The sequence below is a fragment of the Nocardioides imazamoxiresistens genome, assembly GCF_032378595.1.
Taxonomy (GTDB): domain Bacteria; phylum Actinomycetota; class Actinomycetes; order Propionibacteriales; family Nocardioidaceae; genus Nocardioides; species Nocardioides imazamoxiresistens.
The window spans coordinates 1-24,102 of sequence record NZ_JAVYII010000011.1; the positions used below are offsets into that span (position 1 = coordinate 1).

The window sequence follows — 24,102 nt, forward strand, 5'->3', positions numbered from 1 at the left end:
CTTCACACCTCACCCGGAGGTCTTCGTCATCCTCCGACAGACACGCCGTACCTAACGTCCGTGGTCAGTACACCTAGGGCCGTCGCACGAATCTGACGCTGGTGTGGCCGAGGGGGTGTCGGGTGCGGCGGGTCTCGTAGCGGGGGTCGTGGACCTTGCGGTGGTGGTGCCCGCACAGCAGCGCGGCGTCGGTGGTGTTGGTGGTGCCTCCGGCCGACCAGAGGGTCCAGTGGTGGACCTGGCACTGGTGGGCCGGGCGGTCGCAGCCGTCGGTGACACAGGTCTTGTCGCGCAGTGCGATTGCCAGCCGCTGCGGTTTGGAGTGGTAGCGCTGCGCCCGGCCAAGGTCCAGTACCTCGCTGGCACCGCCCAGGACGGCCGGCACGAGATTCGCCGAGCACGCCAGGCGGCGGGCCTCGGCGGCGCTGATCCGCCCGCCGGTGTCGAGCGTGGCCACGCCGAGGTCACGCAGCAACGCATCGAGGTCGAGATTCACCACGACGGTTGCGTTCGTGCCGCCGACCTCGGGCAGGTCGCGGGCGTCGAGGGCCTCGATGAGCTCGACGAACGCCTCCCCGCGGCGCAGCGGCGACGGGGTCCCGGTCGTGAACCGGTCCGCCTCATCAGAACCGGCGTTCTTGTGGCCGGGTGCGGCGTAGGCGTCGAGTGCCTTGCCGAGCATCTCGGCGTGGAGGGTGGGCAGGATCCCCCGGATCGAGGTGCGTCCGTCGCCGAGGTCTCGCAGCGTCAGCGACGCCGTCGCCATCGCCGAGCGCTCCTCGGCCGCGAGCAACCTGGCCTCGTGGGCCTCGCCGACCTCGGGTGCGACGACGTCGAGGATCCGCTTCCCGAGTTTCCGCAGCGCGAGGGCGTCGAACCGGCCCGCGTTCTCGACCAGCACCTCTTCGGCGCGGCCCGCGGTCTCGGCGTCGATGTCATCGGGCAGCGCATCGAGCGCCCGGACGATGACGTCGGCCTGGTCGAGCGACACGGCGCCGGCTGCGGCGGCCGCGGCCAGACGTACGTACCTCGCGGCCGACTGACCGACCCGCAGCACCCGGTGCGCCTCACCCCGTGTCACGCCGGTGGCGTTCGCGAACCACACCGCCGTCGACGGCGACCCGTCCACGCGGCCCACTTGCAGCTCGTCGGCCCGTGCCGCGAGCTTCGCGGCGAGCGCTGCCGTGCGCGCGGCGTGACGCTGGGCGGCGACCAGCGCCGACCGCGCATCCGCCTCACCGAGCGTCAGCAGCCCGAGCTCGAGCGCGTCCCCGACCCCACGATCAGCACGCGCCAGCGCCGCCAGCACCGGATGCCCCGATCCCGGCGAGAAGGTCCCCGTTCCCCCTGCCATGAAGCCACTCAACCAGGAGCCACCGACAGTTCCGCCGGGATGAGAAGGTGCCCGGATGGCGCCGCCGACCGCACCCCGCATCGCCGCCGGTCGACGGCACTCCGTCGGCATCGCGGCGGACGGCACGGTGCTGACCGTCGGCCGTGCCGGCGACCCGGAGCTCGACACCGGGTCCTGGCGCGACGTGGTTGCGGTGGCGGTCGGCAGCGTGCACACCGCTGGGAACACCGGGCGCTCGCACACCGTGGGGCTGCGTCGCGACCACACGGTCCTGGCGACGGGCTGGAACGGCGACGGGCAGTGCGAGGTCCGCGACTGGCGGGAGGTCGTGCAGGTCGCAGCCGGGTGGCGCCGGACCCTGGCGGTCCTCGCGGACGGCACGGCGCGGGCGGCGGGGAGACGCGCGGAGGGCGCCACCGACGTGCAGACCTGGACCGACCTCGTCGCGGTCTCCGCCGGTGACTGGCACTCCGTGGGCCTGCGGACCGACGGCACGGCCGTCGCCGTCGGCAACGACCAGCGCGGGCAGTGCCGCGTGGAGGAGTGCCGCGTGGAGGAGTGGCACGACCTGGTCGCGGTCGCCGCGGGTCACCTGCACACCGTGGGACTCCGGCGGGACGGGCGGGTGGTCGCGACCGGCAGCAGCGGGGCCGCGCACACCGGGACGTGGCGCGAGGTGGTCGCCGTCGCGGCGGGCAGCAGCCACACGGTCGGTCTCACCGCGGACGGCCGGGTGCTCGCGGTCGGTGACGACCGGGACGGTCGCTGCGGCGTCGGGAGCTGGCGCGACGTGGTCGAGGTGGCCGCCGGCTCCGCGCACACCCTCGGGCTGCGTGCGGACGGCACGGTCCTCGCCACCGGCGACCCCGCCGACGGCCGGTGCGCCGTCGACGGCTGGCGACTGGCGCCGAGCCGCTGAGGCGTACCCCTCACCCCTCCTTGAGCACGCGCCGCAGGAAGTCGGCGAGGTTGCCCCGGAGCCGCTCGACCTTCTGCTCGACCGTCAGCGTCTCGTGCATGCGCGGGCCGTCGGAGGCCGTCTTCCCGCGGACCTGGAGGGAGCAGGAGAGGTCGGTGCAGACGTACGTGCCGACCGTGTGCCCCGCCTTGCCCGCCTTCCCGGCGCGCGGGGCGACCTGGAGGGCGACGTTGCCGGAGCGCACGGTGACGCACAGCGAGCACATGCTGCGCTGCGCCTGGCCCACGGTCGACGCGGGCGCGCGCAGCACGATGCCGCGCAGGCGGCCCTCGTGGTGGGCGACGAGGTACGCCCGCCCCGGCGACTGCGGGTCGCGCCAGCCGAGGAGGTCGAGGTCGTCCCAGGGCTGCGTCCCGAGGTCGCGCGGCACGCGGATCCGCGCGGCCTCGCCCTTCGAGCAGTTGATGAACGACGCGCGGACCTGGGGCTCGGTCACGGGTTCCATGACGTCGACGGTAGGCTGCCTAACGGTCGTAGGCAAATGACTAAAGAAAGCAGGTACGCCGTGCCCCGAGCCGGTCTGTCCCGCGCGGCCGTCGTGGCGGCGGCGCTCGACCTCGTCGACGCCGAGGGGCTCGACGCCCTCGGGCCCTCGCCGCTCGCGGCCCGGCTGGGCGTGCGGCCCGCGAGCCTCTACTCCCACGTCGCGAGCGCCGCCGACCTCCGTGAGGGCGTGTGCGCCGCGGTGCTGGACGAGCTCGCCGACCGGGTGGCCGACGCCCTGGCCGGTCGCTCCGGCGAGGCGGCCCTGCGGGCGTTCGCGGACGCGTACCGCGACTACGCCCACGCCCACCCCGGCCGCTACGCCGCGTCGCGCCTGCCGGTCGGCCCCGACTCCCCGGCCGTCCCCGCGGGCCGGCGCCACGCGGCGCTCGCGGTGGCGGTGCTGCGGGGGTACGCCGTGCCCGAGGCCGAGCAGGTCCACGCCGTGCGGCTGCTCGGCAGCCTGGTGCACGGCTACGCCTCCCTCGAGCAGGCCGGCGCCTTCGGCCACAGCGAGCCGGGCCCCGAGCAGTCGTGGCCCCGCGTGGTCGCGGCGCTCGACGCGGCCCTGCGCACCTGGAGCACGTGATGGGTCGCGCCTCAGGCCAGGCGCCAGGGCGAGGCGTCGGAGGTCGCGCGGGCGTCGGCGGCGACGCGTACGCCGTAGCGCACGGCCTCCGGGCGCTCCGGCCGCGGCGCGGGGTCGACGCGACCGAGGTAGTCGTGGCCCGTCATCCGGCACCAGGCCGGCAGGTCGATCGGCGCCACCGGGTCCGTGGTGTCCAGGTGCACGACCGTGCCGGGTGCGAGGTCCGCGACCACGCCGCGCAGCCGCAGCAGCAGCCGCGCGCAGCCGAGGTCGCCGCCGTCGACCAGCACGACCCCGTCGGGGCGGTGCAGCACGTCGAGGTCCATGGTGGCGGCATCGTCCCACGCGCAGTGACGGGGCCGTCCCCTCAACCGCCGCCGGGGCGGAAGGCGTACACGGCGTCGAGGCGCAGCCGGGTCGCGGCCGCGTAGGGCCCCAGCGCCGCCCGCGTGCGCTCGTCGGCGTCGTAGCCGTCCAGCACCGCCGACGTCCACGGCCCCACCAGCGCCGGGTCGAGCAGGCCCTGCGCCGCGCGCAGCTCGAGGTGCACCGCCAGGTTGGCGAGGTCCACCGCCGGGTCGCCCAGCGCGAGGAGGTCGAGGTCGAGCACGCTCCACGCCCCCGTCGCCGGGTCGCGCAGCAGCTGCTTGTCGTGCAGGTCGCGGTGCAGCGGCACGGCCGTGGCCGGCGCCGGCACGGACGCCAGCGCCTCCGCGACGCCCGCGCGCCCGGTCTCGCCCTCGGGAGAGCCGCCCACCCCGAACGCCACGGCCAGGCTGCGCGCGCGGTCCAGCACGGCGAGCTCGTCGGCCGCGGTGTGGGTGCCGGCCTCCGGCGGCGGGGGTACGCCGTGGAGCCGGCGCACCAGCGCGCCCACCGCCCGCAGGTCCGCGAGGTCCGGGAGGCCCGCCTGGTCGCCGCCCAGCAGCGCGTGCAGGGTCCGGCCGGGGAGCGCACCGAGCGCCAGCACGCCCTGGTCGTCGTCGGTGCCGAGCACCGCAGGCACGGGCAGTCCGGCGGCGGTGAGGTGCCGCAGGGTGCGCGCAGCGGGCTCGGCGCGGCCGGGGCGCACCACCTTGACGTACAGGTCGGGGCCGGCCGACCGGCGTACCCGCACCACCGCCCGACGCTCCGGCCGGTGCGCCACGAGCTCGACCCCCGCGGAGGCGAGCAGCGGTGCCAGCGCGGGCAGGCGCCGGTCGAGCCCGCCGGGCTGCAGCAGCACGTGGGAGGTGGGCCGCAGCACCGCGCCGGTCCGCGCGGCGACCCGCTCCGCGTCGGCCGGGTCGGCGTGCCACTGCCCGGGCAGGAAGCGGCCCTCCGCGTCGTGCACCTGCAGCAGCAGGTGGGTCGCGCTGCGCGGCTGCGCCTGGGCGAGCGTCCAGCCCGCGTCGGCCAGGCCGCCGGCGACCTGCGCGAGGGACGTGGCCCCCGGGATCACGGCGTCGTGACGCTGCACAGCCGCTCCACCTCCTCGACGAGGGCGACGCACTCCGCCGGCCAGTCCGGCCGGCAGGTGCGGAACGGCTCGGCGCTGCGGCGCAGCAGGTGCGCCGCGGTGTGGGCGGCGAGCGCATCGGGACGCGGCGCGGGGGCGTGCTCGGCGTACGCCGCCAGCAGCACCTCACCGCCCGCGTGACCGCGCGCGCGGTCGTCGGCGAGCAGGCTGCCGAGGTCGTACGCCACGTCGCCCGCCCCGGCGCGGTCCAGGTCGAGGATCCCCACACCGTCGGGCCCGACGACGAGCTGGTCGCGGGACAGGTCGCCGTGCAGCGGCCGGGGACCGGCGGCCAGGCCGTCGCGGGCCGCGTCGGCGAGCCCACGCTCGACGGCGCCGGCGAGCCGGACCAGGCGCGGACGCAGCCGCGGCAGCAGGTGGGCGAGCAGCCGGGCCGTGGCGCGGGGGGCCGCCTGGGTGCCGGTCAGCGGCGGCAGGGCGGCCGGCGCGGCGTGCAGCCGCGCGAGGGCGGCGCCCGCGGCGGCCAGGTCGGCCGCCGAGGCTCCCGCGTCCAGGGGGCGCCCGGGCACCCACGAGAGCCGGGCGACGCCCGACCGGGGCTGCTCCGCGAGCAGCCGCGGCGTGCCGGCCGCCCCGTCGAGCGCGCGGGCGCCGCGGGTCGTGACCGCGTGCTCGCTCGGGCGGACCACGCGCACGACCCGCGCACCGTCGCCCCCACGGACCCGGCCCACGAAGCGCCGCTGCGGGTTGTAGGACAGCGGCGTCACCACGCCGTCGAGCTCGCCCAGGCTGCGCAGCCCGGGGAGGTCGCGGTCGGCGCGGGCGTGCACGACGACCACGCCGTCCGTCTCCGCCAGCGCGACGAGGTCGTCGCCGGCCTTCCGGGCCGTCTTCGCGACCTTGGCGGCCGCGTGGGGGGCGTACGCCAGCGCCAGCAGCAGCTCGCCGTCCGGCCGGCGCGCGGCCAGGGCGGCGGAGGTGCCCGGCTTGACCCGCACGCGCAGCCGCTCGACGTCGCCGACGAGCCCGTCCAGGAACGGACCCAGCAGGGGGGCCGCCACGGCGAGGGCGCCGGTCCCGGTCTCGGTGTCGTCAGCCCGCACGACGCACCTCCCCGACCGGCGTCAGCACCTCGTCGGGCGGTCCGTCGCCGACGACCTGGCCGCCCTCGAGCCACACGACGCGGTCGCAGTCGCGGGCGTGCGCGAGGTCGTGGGTGATCACGATCGTGGTGCGGCCCCGGGTCAGCCGCTCGAGGGCGGCGAGCACCTCGGCCTCGGTGCCCTCGTCCAGGCCGGTCAGGGCCTCGTCGAGCACCACGACCGGCGCACGGCGCAGGGCGGCGCGGGCGATGGCGATCCGCTGCCGCTGCCCGCCGGACAGGGTGGCGCCGCGCTCGCCGACCACGGTGGCGTACCCCTGCGGCAGCGCCGTCACGAAGTCGTGCGCGCCGGCGAGGCGGGCGGCCTCCTCGATGTCGGCGCGGGTCGCGTCGGTGCGGCCGTACGCGATGTTCTCCTCGATGCTCGTCGCGAACAGCACGCTCTCCTGCAGCACGATCGCGACCTGGTCGCGCACCGAGTCGAGGGTGAGGTCGCGCAGGTCGTGGCCGTCGAGACGCACGGAGCCGGCGTCGGGGTCGCGCAGCCGCGAGAGCAGCGAGGCGACGGTCGACTTGCCCGAGCCCGACGGGCCGACCACGGCGACCCGCTCGCCGGCGCCGATCCGCGTCGTGACGCCGCGCAGCACGGGGTGGCCGGGCACGTAGGACAGCCACACGTCGTCGAGCACGACCTCGCCGCGCAGCGCGGGGGCGGGCCGCGAGTGCGGGCCGTCCTGCACGCCGGGGGAGGTCTCGAGCAGCTCGACGACCCGCTCGCCGGACGCGGCGGCCGCGGCGATGCGGCCCGTGTACTTCGCCAGGTCGCGCATCGGCTTGAACGTCGCCTTGAGATAGGTGAGGAACACGACGAGCTCGCCCGGGGTGAGCATCCCGGCCAGGACCCGCTGCGCGCCGACGTAGAGCACCGCGGCCGTCGCGAGACCCACCAGCACGTCGGTGGTGCGCTCGAGGCGGGCCGAGAGCCGCTTGGTGCGCACGCCCTCCTTGAGGCTCTTCTCGTTGCTCGCCGCGAAGCGGCCCTGGAGGTGGTCGGCCAGCGAGTAGGAGTGCACGACCCGCATCGATCCGAGCGTCTCGGTGGCCAGGGAGGCCAGCTGGCCCTCGGCCCGGCGCTGCTCGCGGGACACGCCGTGGATCTGCGTCGAGGTCTCGCGCCCCGCGATGAGGAACAGCGGCACGACGGCGATCATCATCAGCGCCAGCGGCCAGTCGAGGATCGCGACGACGACCACCATGCCGAGCATCGTCACGACGTTGCCGACCAGCGGCAGGCCCGCGGTGACCGCGACCTCCTTGAGCCGGCCGACGTCGCCGGTGACGCGCTGCACCAGGTCGCCCGTGCGGGCGTTGTCGTGGAAGGCCATCGGCAGCCGCTGGAGGTGGGCGTACACCTGCGCGCGGACCCGCGTCAGCAGCCGGTTGCCCGCGAGGGCGAAGGCGAGGGTGGTCAGGTACGCCGCCAGCGCCCGCACGAGCACCACCGCGACCAGGGCGCCGGCCGCGATCGCGAGGGTGGCGCTGACGTCGCCGGGCGCCGCGCCCGCGACGTCGGCCCCGGAGGCGGCGATCACCGCGTCGATGACGAACTTCAGCGGCCACGGCTCGGCCAGGCGCATCAGCACCTCGATCAGCAGGGCGAGGAAGCCGCCGGCGATCAGCGGCGTCTCCTTGCGCAGGTGCGGGCGCACGTGGTGCGCGGTGCGGCGCAGGCCCGGCGCGGCCTCGCGCAGGGTGGCCGGCTTCTTCTCACGCGACACGTCGGTCCTCCTCGGTGGCGGTGGTCCCGGCGATGGGGTGCGGGGCGGTGGGGTGCGGGGCGGCGAGCGGCGGCACGGCCACGCCGGCGTGCGCCAGGGTGCGGGCGGCGACGTGGTCCCAGTCGCGGCCCAGGGCGGCCTCGCGGTTGCGCTCGCGCAGCGCCGCGCGGCGGACGGGGTCGGTGCGCAGGGCGGTGACGGCGGCGGCGAGCGCGGCCGGGTCGTCGGGGGCGACGAGCTCGCCGTGGGTGCCGTGGCCGAGCAGGGCGGGCAGCCCGCCGACCGCGCTGGCGACCACCGGCAGCCCCGCGGCGAGGTACTCCGTCACCTTCAGCGGCGAGAAGTAGAAGTCCTCGAGGGCGGGGTACGGCGCGCACGCCACGTCCACGCTCTGCAGCAGGCCGGCCACCGCCGTCGACGGGACGGCGCCGGTCCAGCGCACCGCGCCGGCCACGCCGAGCCGCTCCGCCAGGTCGCGCAGCGCCTGCGCGCGGGGCCCGTCGCCGACCACGAGGAGGCGCACGTCGGCGTCACGGACGAGCAGCGCGAGCGCCTCGAGCAGCGTCTCGACGCCGTGCCAGGCCTTGAGCGTGCCGACGAACCCGAGCGTGAACGGGGCCTCGCCGCCGTCGTGCACGGGCGTCGCGGCCGGTGTCACGGCGCGGGTGTCCACGCCGTTGCCGATCGTGGTCACCCGACCGGGGTCGGCCGCGAGCCCGCGGGCCCAGCCGGCGACGGCGTCGGTGACGCCGAAGACCGCTCCTGCGTGGCTCAGCGCGTCGCGCGCGACGGCGTACGCCTTCGCCTCGCCGACCAGGACGCGGTGCGCGGACTGCTCCGCGGGCAGCGGGGCGTTGACCTCCAGCACGCTGGGCACGGCCTGTGCGTGCGCCCAGGCGGTCGCGGTGCGGCCCCACAGGGCGTACCGCTCGTGGACCAGGTCCAGCGGCGCGGCGGCGTGCAGGTCGTCGAGCACCCCGGCGACCGCGGCGTCGCTGGTGCGGGCGGCGGCCTCGCGGGCCGCGGTGTCGCGGACCTTGCGGGCCCGGGGGAGCCGGTGCACCCGCACGCGCGGGTGGGCGGCCAGGTCGGGCGCCGCGTCGCCGTCGGCGCGCGGGGTGACGAGGTCGACGTGGGCGCCGCGCCGCAGCAGCGAGCGCACGACGGCCTGCACGTGCACCGAGGCGCCCTTGGTGCCGAGCACGTCGATGCCGGGGTCGGTGGACACGTACGCCACCCGCAGCCCGCTCACGCCGGCACCGCCGCACGGGGCGCCGGCACGCCGAAGACCTCGTCGAGCAGCAGCGCGTTGCGGCGCACGTCGAAGTCGCGCTCGACGAGCGCGCGGCCGGCGGCGGCGTACGCGGCCCGGTCTGCCGGCGAGTCCAGCAGGCCGAGCAGCGCCGCGGCCAGCGCGGTGGCGTCGCCCTCGGGCACCAGGCGCCCCGTGACGCCGTCCACGACGGCCTCGGGGATCCCGGTCACCGGGGTGGCCACGCAGGGCGTGCCGAGCGCGAGCGCCTCGAGCAGCACCGTCGGCAGGCCGTCGCGGTTGCCGTCCCCGGCGACCACGCAGGGCGCCGCGAAGACCGTCGCGCTCGCGACGACCTCCTTCATGCGGTCCTGGGGCAGGGCGCCGCAGAACTCGACGCGGTCGGTGATCCGCAGGCGGGCCGCGAGCTCGCGCAGCCGCGGCTCCTCGGCGCCGCTGCCCACGATGCGTACGCGCACCGGGTCGCCGCCGGTGCGCACCAGCAGGGCGGTCGCCTGCAGCAGCACGTCGAAGCCCTTCTTGGGCACGAGGCGCCCGACGGCGACGACGGTGCGCGGCTCGCGGGGCCCGGCGCGGAAGGCGAAGCGCTCCAGGTCGAGGCCGTTGTAGACGCGCACGACGCGGTCGGCGGCCGCGGGGCACAGCTCGCGCAGGAACCGGACGTTGAAGTCGCTGACCGTGACGACGGCGCTCGCCTGCCGCAGGTTGGCCTGCAGCGCTACGGCGTCGAGGCCGTCGTGGAAGACGTCCTTGGCGTGGGCGGTGAGGGAGTAGCCGATGCCCGCCAGCGCGGCGGCCACGCGGGCGACGGTGGCGGGGGAGTTCGCGAAGTGCGCGTGCAGGTGGGTCAGCCCCTCGCGCACGGCCGCGGCGGCGACCTCGAGGGCTGCGACGCCCTCCTCGACCGGCAGCGCGAGCACCTGCGGGAGGTGCTCGGCCAGCCGCGGCAGGTCCGGCGCGACACTCGCCAGCACCGACCACACCGAGCTCGCCCGCGACGGGCGCGTCACGTAGGTGACCCGGGCGCGCAGGTCGCCCAGCGCGGCGTGGAACCGGCCGTCGTCGGGCTGGCGCAGGGACAGCACGCGCACCTCGGTGCCGGCGGCCTCGAGGGCCAGCAGCTCGTTGAGGACGAAGGTCTCGGAGAAGCGCGGGAACATCGTCAGCACGTAGCCGACCCGGGGGCGGTCGGTGCCACTGGTGCCGGCGCCGCTGGTGCCGGTGGGGGCCTCGGGGTGCTCAGGCAGTCGCACGGTGCAGCTCCTCGTCGTGGTGGGGGGTGAGCAGGGAGGCCGCGAGCACCGGCAGGTGCGCGAGACCGTCGAGGTCGACCTCGTGGTGCAGGCGGCCGCGTCCGGCGGCGCCGGCCAGCCAGGCGCCGACCCGCTCGGGGGTCGCCGCGTCGGGCTCGAGGTGGTCGAGGGAGGTGTACGGCGCGAGGCACTGCAGCCGCAGCAGCTGCTCGCGGCGCGGCGTCACGCGCGGCACGACCAGGGTCGGGCGGCCGGCGGCGAGCAGCTCGCACACGGTGTTGTAACCGCCCATCGTCACGACGGCGGCGGCGCCGTCGACCAGGGGGCGCGGGTCGCGGACGAAGGTGCGGACCTCCAGGTCGTCGCGGGTCGCAGCCAGGGCGTGCAGCCGCTCCTGCTGCTCCAGCGGCATGCAGGGCCCGGTCACGACGACGGCGCGGTGCCCGGTCGGCAGGGCTGCGCGGGCCACGGTCTCGGCGAGGCGGTGGCCGTCCTGGCCGCCGCCGACGAGGCAGAGCACGTAGGGGTCCGCGTCGGGCGCCGGGACCGGGGCCGGCGCGGCGGCGAGGGGGGCGGGCGGGGTGACGTGGCGGCCGCGGCCGTGGGCCAGGTAGCCGGTGTGGCGGACCTTGGCGGCGACGTCGGCGGGCAGGTCCATCGCGGCGACCAGGTCGTGCACGCGCGGGTCGCCGTAGACCCACACCTCGTCGTACCACTCCCGCACCGCCGTGCTCGTGGCCTCGCGGTCCCACTCGGCGCGCGCCACCTCGGGGGTGTCGAGGACGTCGCGCAGCCCGAGCACCACCCGGGTCGGCAGGCCGCCGTGGCCCCGGGCGCCGCGCAGGCGTCGCAGCGCGCCGTCCAGCTCCCCGCCGAGGCCGCGGGCCACCTTGTCCACCACGAACAGGTCGGGTCGGAAGGCCCCGAGCGCGCCGGCGATCATGGCGCCACGCAGCGCCAGCAGCTCGTCGAGCGCGAGGTCGAGGGAGGCGGCGGAGTACGCCCCGGCGGCGCTCTTCGCGATCCCGGGCAGCACCACCACCTCCGTGCCGGGCGGCAGCGGCAGGGCGGCCGCGGCCGGCGTACCGGTCAGCAGCAAAACGTCCGTGGCCGGATCGGCGGCGCGCAGCGCGGCGGCGATCTCGATGTTGCGCCGGACGTGGCCGAGACCCTGGGTGTCGTGGGAGTACAACGCGACGCGGCGCCGGGATGGACGAGACATGTCGAGGAGAGTGGTGCGCGGCGATGACGTGGAGGTGAGGCGCGGATGAGAGCGCTCTCATGGATCGGCCGGCGGATCGGCCCGTGGATCGGCGGGGGCGGTGTCAACCCTCCGCGCGGGGCGTTGTGATCGTTCCAAGGGTGATGTCGGTCACCTGAAGGGGCGAGAAACGGACCCCGGATGTGCGTTGCGGCCTCTCGCCCGATCTAATCGGGCGTGTGGACGCACACGACGTGGTACTCATCGGTGGCGGGATCATGAGCGCGACCCTGGGTTCGATGCTGCAGCAGCTCGAGCCCGACTGGAAGATCTGCGTCGTCGAGCGTCTGGACTCCTTCGCCCAGGAGAGCTCCGACCCGTGGAACAACGCGGGCACCGGCCACTCCGCCCTGTGCGAGCTGAACTACACCCCCGAGACCGCCGACGGCGGCGTCGACATCACGTCCGCGGTCAAGGTGAACGAGCAGTTCCAGCTGTCGCGGCAGTTCTGGTCCTTCCTCGTCGAGAGCGGCCAGATCCCCGACCCCAAGGCGTTCGTGAACCCGACGCCGCACATGAGCTACGTGTGGGGCGCGAAGAACGTGGAGTACCTCCGCAAGCGCTACGACGGGCTGCGCGAGCACCCGCTGTTCGCGGGCATGGAGTACTCCGAGGACCCCGAGGTCATCCGCGGCTGGGCGCCCTCGCTCATCGACGGCCGGACGTCCTCGGAGCCGGTGGCGGCGACGTACTCGCCCGCCGGCACCGACGTCGACTTCGGCTCGCTCACGCGGATCCTGACCCGCTCGCTCGTCGAGAACGGCGCCGAGGTGCGCACCAGCACCGAGGTGCGCGGCCTCAAGCGCGACCCCGAGGGCGGCTGGATCGTCACCGCCCGCGACCGCGCCAAGGGCGAGAAGCTCACCCTCAAGGCCCGCTTCGTCTTCGTCGGCGCCGGAGGCGGCGCCCTGACGCTGCTGCAGAAGTCCGGGATCGACGAGATCCGCGGGTTCGGCGGCTTCCCCGTCAGCGGCGAGTTCCTGCGCACCCGCAAGCCCGAGGTCGTCGCCACCCACGCGGCGAAGGTCTACGGCAAGGCCGCGGTCGGCGCCCCGCCGATGTCGGTGCCGCACCTCGACACCCGCGTCGTCGACGGCACCCCGAGCCTGATGTTCGGCCCGTACGCCGGCTTCAGCCCCCGCTTCCTGAAGAAGGGCTCGCTCTTCGACCTGCTGCGCTCGGTGCGCCTGCACAACCTGGTGCCGATGCTGCAGGTCGCGTTCCGCAACTTCGACCTCGTGCGCTACCTGCTGGGTCAGCTGTTCGCCCGCAAGTCGACGAAGTTCGACGAGCTGCGCGCGTTCATGCCCGCCGCCGACCCGGCCGACTGGGAGAAGATCACCGCCGGCCAGCGCGTCCAGGTGATCAAGAAGGACCCGGAGAAGGGCGGCATCCTGCAGTTCGGCACCGAGGTCGTCGCCGCCCGCGACGGTTCCATCGCCGGCCTGCTCGGCGCTTCCCCGGGCGCCTCCACGACGGTCGCGATCATGCTCGACCTGATGAGCCGCTGCTTCCCCGACCGCATCGAGGACTGGCAGCCCACGCTCGAGAAGATGGTGCCGAGCTTCGGCCACCCCCTCGCGACCGAGCCCGACGCCGCCGCCGAGCACTTCGCCCGCACCGCCCGCGCCCTGCGCCTCGACGAGCCCCGCGCCGACCGGGCGTCGGCCTGACCCGCCTCTGGATTACCCGGTTGACCGGGTAACGCTCGACTTGTGACCCGTTCAGACAGGGTCCAGGTCGAGCGAAAGGGTCCCAGGTCGACCGTTCCGGGCGGGGCGGTGTCCCTCCGTCGGAGTTCCCGGTCAACCGGGAACTCCTGCACTTGGCGCCCGTCTCGACAGGGGCCAGGTGCAGGAGTTGGTCACACAGTCCGCCCGGTCGCCGCGCCCAGCCTCCGCCCGCGCTCCCGGAGGCGGCCCGCTGGTGGCCGAGGGCCGGGGGCCGGTACGCCCGGCGCGCGGCGTGGTTTGGGCGGGCCCCGCGGTGGAGACCCCTGACCCCGTGAGCATGCACCCGATCAGCGACCGCCTGACCGCCCGCGCCGCCGAGATGTCCGCCGAGCAGCCGACCGAGGCCGCCGAGCTGACGAAGGCGTCGAAGAAGTTCGCGGGCTACAGCCGCGGGCCCGGCACGCGCAGGGAAGCCGACCGCATCGCGAAGCTCCTCACGCCGGCCGTCGTCGCGGCCGTGGGCGCGGCGCTGGTCGACCTGCGTCGGCGCGAGATCGGCGGGGAGACCGTCCTGCTGATGTCCGACGGCGACTTCCGCGAGGGGGCGTACGCCTTGGCCGCCCTGCTCGCCGCAGCCGCGTCGCCCGAGCTCGAGGCCGCGGCGCGCGGGCCGCTCGCCGAGCTCGAGGCGCTCGTGCCGCAGATGAACCCGAAGCAGGCCGAGCACGTCCAGTACTTCACCGGGCTCTACTCCGACGTCGAGGCGGGTGCCCCGCTCCGGGCCGCGGCCGACGCCCGCCTCGCCCAGGAGCCACCCACGCTCCAGCAGGTCTGGGCCGTCTCGGTCGGGCTCGACCTGCCGAGCACGTGGTGGAGCATCGCCATCACCGTTCCGGGGCTGCTGCACGGCGAGGAGGACTCCGACGTCACCGTGTACACCTCCACCGAGCACGACCCCGCGGGCGCCGGGGAGTGGCACGTGCGCCTCGGCTTCTTCAACACCTCGATGCTGGGCCGCGACTGGCCGCGGCAGCCTCCGTACGGCACCTACGAGCGCAAGACGATCGCCGGCGAGATCGCGCCGGCGCTCGAGCCCGGCGACCTCCCCCGCGTGCTCGCCGACCTCGAGGCGGCCCATCCCGAGCTGACCTTCGACCGGTCCGCCGTGCGGGTCGCCGGCTCGCCCGGTCGCCTGATCTCGCCGGCGAAGAAGAAGGTCCTCCGCGCCTGGGTCCAGGGCTGAGCCCGGGCGGCCCGGCCCCCGGAGGCGCCGTCCTCACCGCGCGTGGAAGTGCGGCCGGCCGCTGACGGGGTCGGGCGTCACCACGGCGTCGATGCCGAACACGTCGGCCAGCAGCGCGGGCGTCACGACGTCGGCGGGCGCGCCGTCGGCGACGACCGCGCCGTCGCGCAGGGCGACGACGCGGTCGGCGTACCGGGCCGCCTGGTTGAGGTCGTGCAGCACCATCACGATCGTCACGCCCCGCTCCCGCAACGTGCCGACCAGGCGCATCAGGTCGAGCTGGTGGCGCACGTCGAGGAACGTCGTGGGTTCGTCGAGCAGGAGCAGGTCGGTCTGCTGCGCCACCGCCATCGCGATCCACACGCGCTGCCGCTCGCCGCCGGACAGCTCCGCGACGCGCCGGTGGGCGAGGTGCTCGATCCCGGTGACGGCGAGCGCCTGCGCGACGACGGGGTCGTCGGCGCGACGCAGCATCGACCACGCCCCGCGCTGCGGGAAGCGGCCCTGCTCGACCACCTCCCACGCCGTCGCCCCGGCGGGCACGGTCGCGCTCTGCGGCAGCAGGGCGAGGCGGCGTGCGACCTGCCGCGAGCCGAGCTCGGCCAGCGAAGCGCCGTCGAGCAGCACTGCGCCGCGGCGGGGTCGCAGCACCCGCGCCAGCGCGCCGAGCAGGGTCGACTTGCCCGACCCGTTGGGGCCGACGAGCGCGGTGATCGTGCCCGCCTCGACGGGCAGCGACAGCCCCTCGAGGATGGTGCGGTCGCGGTAGCCCACCGTCACGCCGTCGGCGGCCAGGACGGGCGCGGCGGCGGGGGCGGGAGCGGCGACGCGGGACGGACGGCTCATCGGGCCGCTCCCTTCCGGACGAGGTGGACGAGCAGGGGAGCGCCGACGAGCGCGGTGACGGCGCCGACGGGCACGCCCGAGACGTCCGGCCCGGTGCCCGGCAGCTGCACGGAGACGCTGAACGCGACCAGGTCGGCGGCGGACAGGAGCACCGCGCCGAGCACCGCGGCGACCGGCACGAGCCGGCGGTGGTCGGGCCCGACGAGCAGGCGGGCCACGTGCGGCGCGACCAGGCCGACGAAGGCGACCGCGCCGGCCGCGGTGATGGCGGCAGCCGCCGCGAGCACCGCGACGCCGAGCACGACCGCGGGGGTGAGGCGCGGGCGTACGCCCAGGCCCACCGCGGTCGGCGCGCCCAGCGCCCAGGCGTTCGTCGTCGAGGCCAGCAGCCACGCCACCGGGACGAGCGCGAGCCACGGCCACAGGGCCTGCCAGTCGCCGGTGGTGCGGGCGTTGAGCGAGCCGACGAGCCAGCGCAGCACCGTGCCCATCGGCGCGGAGTCGACCACCAGCGCGAACGAGGTCAGCGCGGCGAAGACGGCGCCGACGAGGATGCCGGTCAGCGCCAGCGAGCGACGCCCGACCAGGAGGAGCACGGCGCCGGCGGCCACCGCGCCGACGAGCGCGGCGAGGGGCACGAGGTCGTGACCGGGCGCGACCAGCAGCGACAGCACGACCGCGAAGGCCGCGCCGGAGCCGACCCCGGTGGTCGCGGGCTCGGCGAGCGGGTTGCGTACCACCGCCTGCACCAGCACGCCCGAGACCGCCAGCAGGGCCCCCGCGCCCAGCCCCACCAGCACCCGGGGCAGGCGCAGGCGGAGCACGATGATCTCGTACGCCTCCTGCCGCGGCCGCCCCACCAGCACCGAGGCGACGTCGCCCGCCGACAGCTCGGAGCGACCCACGAACAGGTGCGCGGCGACGAGGGCGAGCACCACGAGCGCCGTCGCCACGAGGAGGCCGACGACCCCCACGACCCCGCGGACGGGCCCGACGGTCCGGGCGGGCGCGGGCCGCACGGCGCTCACCGGCGCAGCGCCCACAGCAGCGCGGGCACGCCGACCAGCGTCGTGGCGACGCCGACGGGGACCTCGACCGGGTAGAGGACCAGACGCGCGACCAGGTCGGCCGCCATCAGCAGCGCAGCGCCCACCAGCAGCGTCGGCAGCAGCACCCGGCCGGTGCCGGTGCTCCCGACCAGGCGGCGGGCCACGTGCGGGGCGAGCAGCGCGACGTACGCGATCGGTCCGCACACGCTGGCGACCGCGGCCGCCAGCACCGCGGCGACCAGCAGGGCGAGCAGCCGGGTGCGGACGACCGGCACGCCCAGCCCCGTAGCGACCTCGTCGCCCAGCGCCAGCGCCGCCACCCGGCGCCGCAGCACGACCGCGACGACGGTGGCCACGAGCACCCACGGCGCCACGACCTCGACGTGCGCCCAGCCCCGGGCGCCGAGGCTGCCGAGCAGGTAGCGGAACAGGACGACCACGTTGCCCTCCGTGCCGAGGCCGACGACAGCGACCACCAGGCCGGAGCAGGCGGCCGCGACGGCCGCCCCGACGAGCACGACGTGCGCGGGGTCGCGGGTGCCGCCGATGGCCGCGAGCACGAGCGCGCCAGCCACGAGGGCTCCGAGGAGGGCGAGGTACGGCAGCGCCGCCAGCGGCACGGCCAGCCCCAGCACCACCACCGTCGCGGTGACCACGGCGGCGCCCGCGGAGACGCCGAGCAGCTCGGGGCCCGCCACCTCGTTGCGCAGCACGTCCTGCAGCAGCAGGCCGGAGAGTCCGAGCGCGGCGCCGGCCAGCAGGCCCAGGACGGCGCGCGGCAGCCGGGCCTGGGTGAGCGCGACGTACGCCGGGTGGTCGGCGTCGGTGAGCGCCCGCAGCGCCGCGGCAGGGGACAGGCGCGGCTCGCCGAGGCAGACCGCGGCCACGAGCAGGGCGACGACGCCGAGGAAGCCGGCCACGACGACGGGCACGGCGCGGGTGCGAGCCGGCGTCGTCGGGGCAGGACCGGGACCCGGCCGTCGAGTGCGGGTGAGAACCATTATCATTTGTCGGCCATCGTCCAGCAAGGGAGAAGTCATGCGCAAGTCAGCACCGGGTCGCGTCGCCTCGGCCGTCGTCGTCGCCGCTCTCGCCGCGTCGCTCGCCGCCTGCGGTTCCGAGGCGTCGGGGGGTTCCGGGGAGTCCGGGTCCTCCGGCGCCATCACCGTCACCGACGACACCGGCGTCGAGATCACGCTCGACGGCCCGGTCGACCGGATCGCGTGCCTGACGATGATCTGCGTCGACGCCCTGACCGAGGTCGGGATCACGCCGGTCGCCTACCGCGAGCCGCTCGCGCTCGACGAGCGCTACGCCGGGCCGGACGCGGACATGCGCGAGATCACCGGTGGCTTCGGCGAGGAGAACGTCGAGGACGTCGTGCTGGCCGCCCCCGACCTGGTGATCGGGCTGGCCGGGGCGCAGGACGGCCTGCGCGACGCCGTCGAGGAGGCCGCGCCGCTGCTCCTGGTGGAGCCGACGTCGTGGCAGGAGTCGGTCGACTTCCTGCGGCTGGTCGGCGACCTGACGGGCACGGAGGAGGTGGCCGACGAGGCCGCCGACGCGTTCACCGAGCGCGTCGAGCACCTCGCCGAGCACCGCACGGACCTGGTCACCCTCTCGATGTACGGCGAGCCCGGCAGCCTCGGCGTCGACACCGTGGCCACCCCGGTGGGCTCGCTGCTGGCCGAGGTGGGCGAGTACCCCTGGGACGGCGGGGGCGTCGACGACCCGTTCGCGGCGATCGCCGTCGAGCAGATCGCCGCGCTCGACCCCGACGTCGTCTTCGTCCAGGCGTTCTCGGCGTCGAGCGACACCGAGCCGCTGGCCGAGCGGCTCGCGACCGACCCGCAGTGGGCCGCGCTGCGGGCCGCCCAGGACGACCGGGTCGTCGAGGTCGAGGCGTCGGTGTGGGCGACCGGTCGCGGCACCATCTCGCTGGGCATCGTGCTCGACACGGTCGAGGAGGAGCTCGGGCTCCACGCCTGAGCGACGACGTCGTGGACGATCGCTCGGCCCTCGCCGTCGGGGTCTACCGCCGCTACCTCGCCTCCCGTGCGGTGGCGATGGCGGGCAACGCACTCACCCTGGTCGCGCTGCCGGTGCTCGTCTACCGGCTCACCGGCAGCGCGACGTTGACGGCGCTGATGGCGGCGGCCGAGACCGCGCCGTACCTCCTGCTCGGCCTGCCCGCCGGAGCCCTGGTCGACCGGTGGAACCGAAGGCGCGTCCTCGTCGGGGCCGGTCTCGGCGCCGGCCTGCTGCTGGCGACGATCCCGCTCGCCGAGGTGGCGGGGGCGCTGACGTACCCCCACCTCCTCGTCGTCGGGCTCGCCGTCGCCGCGCTGTTCGTCTTCGCCGACGCGGCGGCGTTCGGGGTGGTGCCGCAGATGGTCGGCCGGGCGCGGGTCGCGTCGGCGACCTCCACGCTCGTCACGGTCGGCACGGCGATCAGCGTGGTCGGCCCGCTGGTGGCGGGGGTGCTCGTCGCGGTCCTGCCCGCGGCTCTCGTGATCGGCGTCGACGCCGCCTGCCACGTCGTCGCCGCCGCGGTCGTGGCGCGGCTGCGGTGGCCGGGCAGCGAGGAACGGGGCGTACGCACGGCCGGCGCGACCCTGCGTACCGACATGGTCGAGGGGCTGCGCTACCTGGTCCGCCAGCCCGTCGTCCGCGCGTTCACGTTCGTGGGGATCGGCTGCAGCCTCGCGGGCGGCGCGGTCGCGGGGCTGGTCGTCGTGGTCGGGGTGGAGCTGGTGGGCCTGACGGCCCAGAGCCCGCGGATCGGCTGGCTGTACGCGGCCGGCGCCGTCGGCACCTTCGCCGCCAGCCTCGCCCTGCCCCGGCTGCAGGCCCGGGTCGGCGTCGGGGCCATCACGACGGCCGGGTTCGCGCTCGGCACGGCCGCCCTGCTCCTCGTGGCCGGCAGCGGCGGCCTGGTGGTCGCGCTCGTCGGGCTGGGCCTCTTCCACCTCGCGTCGACGACGATCATCGTCAACGGCATCGTCGTGCGCCAGGTCGTCACGCCGGACGCCCTGCAGTCGCGGGTCAACACGACCGCGCGGATGATCGCGTGGGGCGGCAGCCCCCTGGGCGCCGCGCTCGGTGGCGTCCTCGCCGGCGCCGCCGGCGTGGAGTGGGCCCTGCGCGCCGCGGCCCTCGCGCTCGTCGTGGGCCTGTGCGGCGCGGTGGCGGCGGGCGTACCGAGGTTCGGGCGGCTCGCCGCCCTCACCCCGGCCGCCTGACCCGGGACCGAGGAGGCGTACGCCGTCAGCGCACGACGACCTTGTCGGCCTCGAGCCGCAGCACCACGCGCACGTCGTCGGGGCCGTCGGCGGTGTAGGGACCGCCGGTGTAGGCCTGCGACAGCGTCTGGATGAGCTCGGGACCGCCGTCGGTCGTGATCGTCACGGAGCCGCGCACCTCGACGAACGTGTACGGGTTCTCGGCGTCGTGGATGACGAGGCTGACGCGCGGGTCGCGCTGCAGGTTGCGCTCCTTCTGGCGGCCCTGGAGCGTCGAGAGGAGGACGGTGTCGCCGTCGCGCGCGGCCCACAGGATGGTGGCCTGGGGGCTGCCGTCGGCGTTGAGGGTGGCGAGCGTGACGAAGGAGTGCGCGTCGAGCAGCTCGCGGGCGCGGTCCGGGAGAGAGGTCATAGGGGTGAAAGTACGTCCGCCGCGGGGCCCGGACCAGGACGCGCTCGGCCCGGGGTCACAATGACGTCCATGAGCGACGTGACGACCTGGACCCCCTCGGGCGACTACAGCGACATCATCTACGCGACGACGGAGGACGGGATCGCCAAGATCTCGATCAACCGCCCCGAGGTGCACAACGCGTTCCGCCCGCAGACGCTCATCGAGATCTCGCACGCCCTCGACGTGGCCCGCGAGGACGAGGGCGTCGGCGCGATCATCCTCACCGGCGAGGGCGGCAAGGCGTTCTGCTCCGGCGGCGACCAGCGGGTGCGCGGCGACTCGGGCTACAAGACCGACGAGGCGGCGACCGGCCGCTTCCACGTCACCGACCTGCACGTGCAGATGCGTCGCTGCCCCAAGCCGATCGTCGCGGCGGTCGCCGGCTGGGCCATCGGCGGCGGCCACGTCCTGCACCTCGTCTGCGATCTCACCATCGCGGCCGACAACGCGCGCTTCGGCCAGGTCGGCCCGAAGGTCGGCTCGTTCGACGGTGGCTACGGCGCCAGCATCCTCGCCGACCTCGTCGGGCCGAAGAAGGCCAAGGAGATCTGGTTCCTGTGCCGGCAGTACGACGCCGCCACCGCCCTCGAGATGGGCCTCATCAACACCGTCGTGCCGCTCGAGGAGCTCGAGGCGGAGGCCGTGAGGTGGTGTCGCGAGATGCTCGAGCTCTCGCCGTGGGCGCTGCGCCTGTCCAAGCTGTCGTTCCACGCCCACGAGGACGGGTACGCGGGCATCCAGCAGCTCGCCCACGACGCCAACCTGCTCTTCTACGGCCAGGCCGAGGCGCAGGAGGGCCGCGAGGCGTTCAAGGCCAAGCGCAAGCCCGACTTCACCCAGTTCCCGCGTCGCGCCTGACGCGGGCGCGCTCAGGCGCCGCGGAAGACGGGCGTACGCCTCTCCGCGCGCGCCGCGAGCGCCTCGCGGGCGTCGTCGCTCGCCCAGCAGGCGGCGAAGGTGGCCTCGGCCGCCGCGTCGTCCGCACCGTTGAGGACCAGCTTGTTGTGCGCGAGCGAGAGCGGCGCCAGGGTCGCGAGCTCGTGGGCCCAGGCGAGGGCGTCGTCGAGCGTGCCCGGGCGGTCGGCGAGGCCGTGCTGGAGGGCGACGTCGCGGTCGACGATCTCGGCGGCGATGAGCAGCCGGCGCGCGAGCCCCCCGCCGGCCACGGTCTGCAGGGTGCGGATCGTCCAGGCGTCCACGGCCATGCCGTTGCGCGGCGTCGGCACGCCGAACGTGGCGCGCTCGTCGGCGACGCGCAGGTCGCAGGCGAGGGCGAGCTGCGTGCCCGCGCCGATCGCCGGCCCGTTGACCGCGCCGACGACGGGCAGCGGCAGCGCGGCGAGCCCGTGCAGCAGCGCGTAGTGCGCCTCGCGGAACTCGTCGCCGTAGACCCCGTCGAGGTCGGCGCCCGAGCAGAACGCCGTCCCGCCGCCCGTGATCACGAGCACGCGCGCGCCGGCGGCGACCTCCTCCTGCGCCGCCGCCCACAACGCCCGGCACAGGTCGGTGTCGAGCGCGTTGCGTCGCTCGGGACGCTGCAGGGTGAGGAGGGAGACGGCGCCGTCGCGGGTCGAGTCGAGCATGTCCGCAGCGTAGGGGGAGCGGTCCCGAGCGCCGTCGGGAGGTCAGCGGCGCCGCGCGAGGGTGACGCCGAAGTCGCCGGGCGCGTCGGTCCACGTGCGCACCGCCTCGAGCCCCGCCTCCGCGAGGTCCGCGGCGACGCCGTCGAGGCGGAACTTCGTGGAGATCTCGACCTGGATCTCCTCGCCCGCGCCGAGGTCCAGCACGAGGTCGGCGCCGGGGATGGTCACCCGCTGCGGTCGCTCCGAGCGCAGCCGCAGGTCCATCCGCTGCAGGCGGTGGTCCCACAGCGGGGCGTACGCGAACGCCTCGAGGTCGAAGTCGGCGTCGAGCTCGCGGTTGAGGACGCGCAGGGTGTTGAGCACGAAGCGCTCGGTGACGCCGGAGGAGTCGTCGTAGGCCGCGACGAGCCGCTCGACGGGCTTGACCAGGTCGGTCCCGAGCAGCAGCCACTCGCCGGGCTCGAGGACGTCGGCGAGCGCGCCGAGGAACGCACGCCGCTCCTCGGCGTACAGGTTGCCGATCGTGGAGCCGAGGAAGGCGACGAGGCGGGTGCCGGTCGCCTCGCCGCGCGGCAGGCGCCCGAGGTCGAGGGTGAAGTCGCCGACGACCGGGGTCACCGCGAGGCCGGGGTGGCGCGCCGCGATCCGCTCGGCGGCGTCGGCGAGGGTCGCCTCGGCCACGTCGAGCGGCACGAACGAGCGCAGCGGACCGTGCCGACGGCCGGCGTCCGTGAACGCGTCGAGCAGCAGCCGCGTCTTGTCGCTGGTGCCGGACCCGAGCTCGACCAGCGTCGCCGCGTCGCAGACGTCCGCGATCTCGTCCGCGTGCGCCGCGAGCACGGCCCGCTCGGCCTCGGTCGGGTAGTACTCCTCCAGCCGCGTGATCGCGTCGAACAGCTCGGAGCCCGCGTCGTCGTAGAGCCACTTCGGCGGCAGCCGCAGCGGCCGCGAGCCGAGACCGCGGCGCACGTCCGCCACGAGCTCGCGCGTCGTCGTGCTCACCGGCGCGGCTCCCCGCCGTCCGCGAGGCGCACGCCCGAGAGCGCCCAGCGGGCGGAGTGCGGGAAGAAGTTGCGGTACGTCGTGCGCGCGTGGCCTGGCGGGGTCAGCGCACAGCCGCCGCGCAGCACCATCTGGCTCGACATGAACTTGCCGTTGTACTCGCCGATCGCGCCCTCGGGCGGGTGGAAGCCGGGGTACGCGTGGTAGGCCGACGAGGTCCACTCCCAGCAGTCGCCGTGCACCTGCCGCAGGCGGGGCCCGCCCGGGACGGCCGGCGCGGCGGGCCGCGGGTGCCAGGTCGTGGTGTCCGCCAGGTTGCCGCTGACGCGCTCGCCCTGTCCGTCGACGACGACCGCGTGCTCCCACTCGGCCTCGCTGGGCAGCCGGCGCCCGGCCCACGTCGCGTACGCGTCGGCCTCGTAGAAGCTGACGTGCGCGACCGGGAGCGTCGGGTCCACGGGCCAGGTGCCGTGCAGCGTGTGCTCGAACCACTCGCCGTCGCGCTCGGTCCAGTAGAACGGCGCCCGCCAGCCGTCCGCCTTGACGCGGCCCCAGCCGTCGGAGAGCCACAGGCCGTGGCGCTCGTAGCCGCCGTCGCGCATGAACTCGAGCCACTCGCCGTTGGTGACGAGGCGGTCGGCGAGGCGGTACGGCTCGAGCCACGTCCGGTGCCGCGGGAGCTCGTTGTCGAAGCAGAAGCCGCCGCCCTCGTGCCCGACCTCGACGAGGCCGCCCTCGACGTCGACCCAGCCCATCGGGCCGGGGTCGGCGTGCTCGAGCGGGCCCGGCGTCGTCGAGCCGAGCAGGGCGGCGGGCCGCCCGGCGTACACCGGCTCCAACGGGTTGCGCGAGAGCACGTGCTTGATGTCCATCAGGAGCAGCTCCTGGTGCTGCTGCTCGTGGTGGAAGCCGAGCTCGACGGTCGGCAGGACGCGGCGCAGGGTCTCCTCGTCGGCGCGCGTCAGCAGGTCGCGCACCCGGCCGTCCACGTTGCCGCGGTAGTCGCCGACCTCGTGCGCCCCCGGCCGGGTGATGAGGCCGCGGTCGGGCCGGGCGTAGCGGGGACCGAGCGTCTCGTAGTAGCTGTTGAAGAGGAACCAGTAGCGGTCCTGGAACGGCGCGAAGCCGGGCTCGTTGTCACTGAGCAGGAACGTCTCGAAGAACCACGTGACGTGCGCGCGGTGCCACTTCGTCGGCGAGACGTCCGGCATCGACTGCACGGTCTGGTCCTCCGGAGACAGGGGCGCCGCGAGGGTCTCGGTGTGCGCCCGGACGGCGTCGTACGCCGCGACCAGCCCGTCGCGGTCGCCGTAGGTCTCCGCGAGGGCCTGGTCGGTCTGGGCTGCGAACTGGTCTGCGGGGGACTGGTCGGACTGAGTGGCGGACATGGCCGCGTCCTTTCGCCGAGGGCTGGTGCCGTGCCCCAGCCTGCCCCCGCGGACCAAGGGGCGTCGACCCCCGTCGGGGTGAACAGCGGGG

Annotated in this window: 23 protein-coding genes; 7 read left to right on the forward strand and 16 right to left on the reverse strand. The window is 75.8% G+C overall.

Annotated features, from left to right (window positions below; all coding sequences use genetic code 11):
- Positions 1–73: 73 nt before the first annotated feature.
- Positions 74–1,354: an HNH endonuclease signature motif containing protein gene (locus RDV89_RS19355; RefSeq protein ID WP_315735808.1), complete on the reverse strand. Its 1,281-nt coding sequence runs from the start codon at positions 1,352–1,354 to the stop codon at positions 74–76.
- 55 nt (positions 1,355–1,409) lie between these two features.
- Between RDV89_RS19355 and RDV89_RS19360 the strand changes: the two genes are divergently transcribed.
- Positions 1,410–2,273 (forward strand): RCC1 domain-containing protein, encoded by an 864-nt coding sequence (locus tag RDV89_RS19360; protein WP_315735810.1) that lies wholly within the window; start codon positions 1,410–1,412, stop codon positions 2,271–2,273.
- Between the two features lie 10 nt (positions 2,274–2,283).
- Here the strand turns inward: RDV89_RS19360 and RDV89_RS19365 are convergent, their stop codons facing one another.
- Positions 2,284–2,778, reverse strand: a complete 495-nt coding sequence (locus RDV89_RS19365) for an FBP domain-containing protein (RefSeq protein ID WP_315735812.1) — start codon at positions 2,776–2,778, stop codon at positions 2,284–2,286.
- 60 nt (positions 2,779–2,838) lie between these two features.
- On the opposite strand from RDV89_RS19365, the gene RDV89_RS19370 reads away from it, so the two are divergent.
- Positions 2,839–3,405, forward strand: coding sequence for a TetR-like C-terminal domain-containing protein (locus RDV89_RS19370; protein WP_315735814.1), 567 nt, complete (start codon positions 2,839–2,841; stop codon positions 3,403–3,405).
- Positions 3,406–3,416: 11 nt separating this feature from the next.
- Here RDV89_RS19370 and RDV89_RS19375 read toward each other — a convergent pair whose 3' ends face one another.
- Genes RDV89_RS19375 through RDV89_RS19405 form a run of 7 tightly spaced genes read right to left on the reverse strand, consistent with a single transcriptional unit; the run spans position 3,417 to position 11,492 of the window.
- On the reverse strand, positions 3,417–3,731 hold the full coding sequence (locus tag RDV89_RS19375; RefSeq protein WP_315735816.1) for a sulfurtransferase TusA family protein: 315 nt from the start codon (positions 3,729–3,731) through the stop codon (positions 3,417–3,419).
- Positions 3,732–3,772: 41 nt separating this feature from the next.
- Positions 3,773–4,864, reverse strand: coding sequence for a phosphotransferase (locus tag RDV89_RS19380; RefSeq protein ID WP_315735818.1), 1,092 nt, complete (start codon positions 4,862–4,864; stop codon positions 3,773–3,775).
- Positions 4,843–5,967 carry a phosphotransferase family protein gene (locus tag RDV89_RS19385; RefSeq protein ID WP_315735820.1) on the reverse strand — a complete coding sequence of 375 codons (1,125 nt, stop codon included), beginning with the start codon at positions 5,965–5,967 and terminating at the stop codon, positions 4,843–4,845. Before RDV89_RS19385 ends, RDV89_RS19380 begins: the two co-directional genes overlap by 22 nt.
- A complete protein-coding gene (locus RDV89_RS19390) occupies positions 5,957–7,744 on the reverse strand; it encodes an ABC transporter ATP-binding protein (RefSeq protein WP_315735822.1) in 1,788 nt (595 codons plus the stop codon). The genes RDV89_RS19385 and RDV89_RS19390 overlap by 11 nt, the downstream gene beginning before the upstream one ends.
- Entirely contained in the window at positions 7,734–8,996 is a 1,263-nt protein-coding gene (locus tag RDV89_RS19395; RefSeq protein WP_315735824.1) for a glycosyltransferase family 4 protein, read from the reverse strand. The genes RDV89_RS19390 and RDV89_RS19395 overlap by 11 nt, the downstream gene beginning before the upstream one ends.
- Positions 8,993–10,270: a glycosyltransferase gene (locus RDV89_RS19400; RefSeq protein WP_315735826.1), complete on the reverse strand. Its 1,278-nt coding sequence runs from the start codon at positions 10,268–10,270 to the stop codon at positions 8,993–8,995. Before RDV89_RS19400 ends, RDV89_RS19395 begins: the two co-directional genes overlap by 4 nt.
- The gene (locus RDV89_RS19405; RefSeq protein ID WP_315735828.1) at positions 10,257–11,492 is read right to left on the reverse strand and encodes a glycosyltransferase family protein; all 1,236 of its coding nucleotides are present in this window, start codon (positions 11,490–11,492) and stop codon (positions 10,257–10,259) included. The genes RDV89_RS19400 and RDV89_RS19405 overlap by 14 nt, the downstream gene beginning before the upstream one ends.
- Positions 11,493–11,710: 218 nt before the next feature.
- Between RDV89_RS19405 and RDV89_RS19410 the strand changes: the two genes are divergently transcribed.
- Complete coding sequence (locus RDV89_RS19410; RefSeq protein ID WP_315735830.1) at positions 11,711–13,204, forward strand: malate:quinone oxidoreductase; 1,494 nt, start codon at positions 11,711–11,713, stop codon at positions 13,202–13,204.
- 331 nt (positions 13,205–13,535) lie between these two features.
- Positions 13,536–14,447 (forward strand): hypothetical protein, encoded by a 912-nt coding sequence (locus tag RDV89_RS19415; RefSeq protein WP_315735832.1) that lies wholly within the window; start codon positions 13,536–13,538, stop codon positions 14,445–14,447.
- Positions 14,448–14,480: 33 nt separating this feature from the next.
- On the opposite strand, the gene RDV89_RS19420 is transcribed toward RDV89_RS19415, so the two are convergent.
- From RDV89_RS19420 to RDV89_RS19430, 3 genes are read right to left on the reverse strand one after another with little or no spacing between them, the layout of a single operon-like run.
- Positions 14,481–15,293, reverse strand: a complete 813-nt coding sequence (locus RDV89_RS19420) for an ABC transporter ATP-binding protein (protein WP_315735835.1) — start codon at positions 15,291–15,293, stop codon at positions 14,481–14,483.
- Positions 15,290–16,321, reverse strand: coding sequence for a FecCD family ABC transporter permease (locus RDV89_RS19425; protein ID WP_315735836.1), 1,032 nt, complete (start codon positions 16,319–16,321; stop codon positions 15,290–15,292). Before RDV89_RS19425 ends, RDV89_RS19420 begins: the two co-directional genes overlap by 4 nt.
- Positions 16,318–17,274, reverse strand: a complete 957-nt coding sequence (locus RDV89_RS19430; protein ID WP_315735838.1) for a FecCD family ABC transporter permease — start codon at positions 17,272–17,274, stop codon at positions 16,318–16,320. The genes RDV89_RS19425 and RDV89_RS19430 overlap by 4 nt, the downstream gene beginning before the upstream one ends.
- Positions 17,275–17,380: 106 nt before the next feature.
- Here RDV89_RS19430 and RDV89_RS19435 point away from each other — a divergent pair, with 106 nt between their 5' ends.
- Both RDV89_RS19435 and RDV89_RS19440 read left to right on the forward strand, forming a co-directional pair.
- Entirely contained in the window at positions 17,381–18,331 is a 951-nt protein-coding gene (locus RDV89_RS19435; RefSeq protein ID WP_315735840.1) for an ABC transporter substrate-binding protein, read from the forward strand.
- An 11-nt stretch (positions 18,332–18,342) separates the two neighbouring features.
- Entirely contained in the window at positions 18,343–19,584 is a 1,242-nt protein-coding gene (locus RDV89_RS19440) for an MFS transporter (RefSeq protein WP_315735842.1), read from the forward strand.
- 25 nt (positions 19,585–19,609) lie between these two features.
- Here the strand turns inward: RDV89_RS19440 and RDV89_RS19445 are convergent, their stop codons facing one another.
- The gene (locus RDV89_RS19445; protein ID WP_315735844.1) at positions 19,610–19,996 is read right to left on the reverse strand and encodes a PPOX class F420-dependent oxidoreductase; all 387 of its coding nucleotides are present in this window, start codon (positions 19,994–19,996) and stop codon (positions 19,610–19,612) included.
- A 69-nt stretch (positions 19,997–20,065) separates the two neighbouring features.
- On the opposite strand from RDV89_RS19445, the gene menB reads away from it, so the two are divergent.
- Positions 20,066–20,896 carry a 1,4-dihydroxy-2-naphthoyl-CoA synthase gene (menB, locus tag RDV89_RS19450; protein ID WP_315735846.1) on the forward strand — a complete coding sequence of 277 codons (831 nt, stop codon included), beginning with the start codon at positions 20,066–20,068 and terminating at the stop codon, positions 20,894–20,896.
- Positions 20,897–20,907: 11 nt separating this feature from the next.
- On the opposite strand, the gene RDV89_RS19455 is transcribed toward menB, so the two are convergent.
- The 3 genes from RDV89_RS19455 to egtB are packed head-to-tail and all read right to left on the reverse strand — an operon-like array spanning position 20,908 to position 24,011.
- A complete protein-coding gene (locus RDV89_RS19455) occupies positions 20,908–21,621 on the reverse strand; it encodes an enoyl-CoA hydratase (RefSeq protein ID WP_315735848.1) in 714 nt (237 codons plus the stop codon).
- Positions 21,622–21,663: 42 nt separating this feature from the next.
- The gene (gene egtD / locus RDV89_RS19460) at positions 21,664–22,623 is read right to left on the reverse strand and encodes an L-histidine N(alpha)-methyltransferase (protein ID WP_315735849.1); all 960 of its coding nucleotides are present in this window, start codon (positions 22,621–22,623) and stop codon (positions 21,664–21,666) included.
- Entirely contained in the window at positions 22,620–24,011 is a 1,392-nt protein-coding gene (gene egtB, locus RDV89_RS19465; RefSeq protein WP_315735851.1) for an ergothioneine biosynthesis protein EgtB, read from the reverse strand. Before egtB ends, egtD begins: the two co-directional genes overlap by 4 nt.
- Positions 24,012–24,102: the final 91 nt, after the last annotated feature.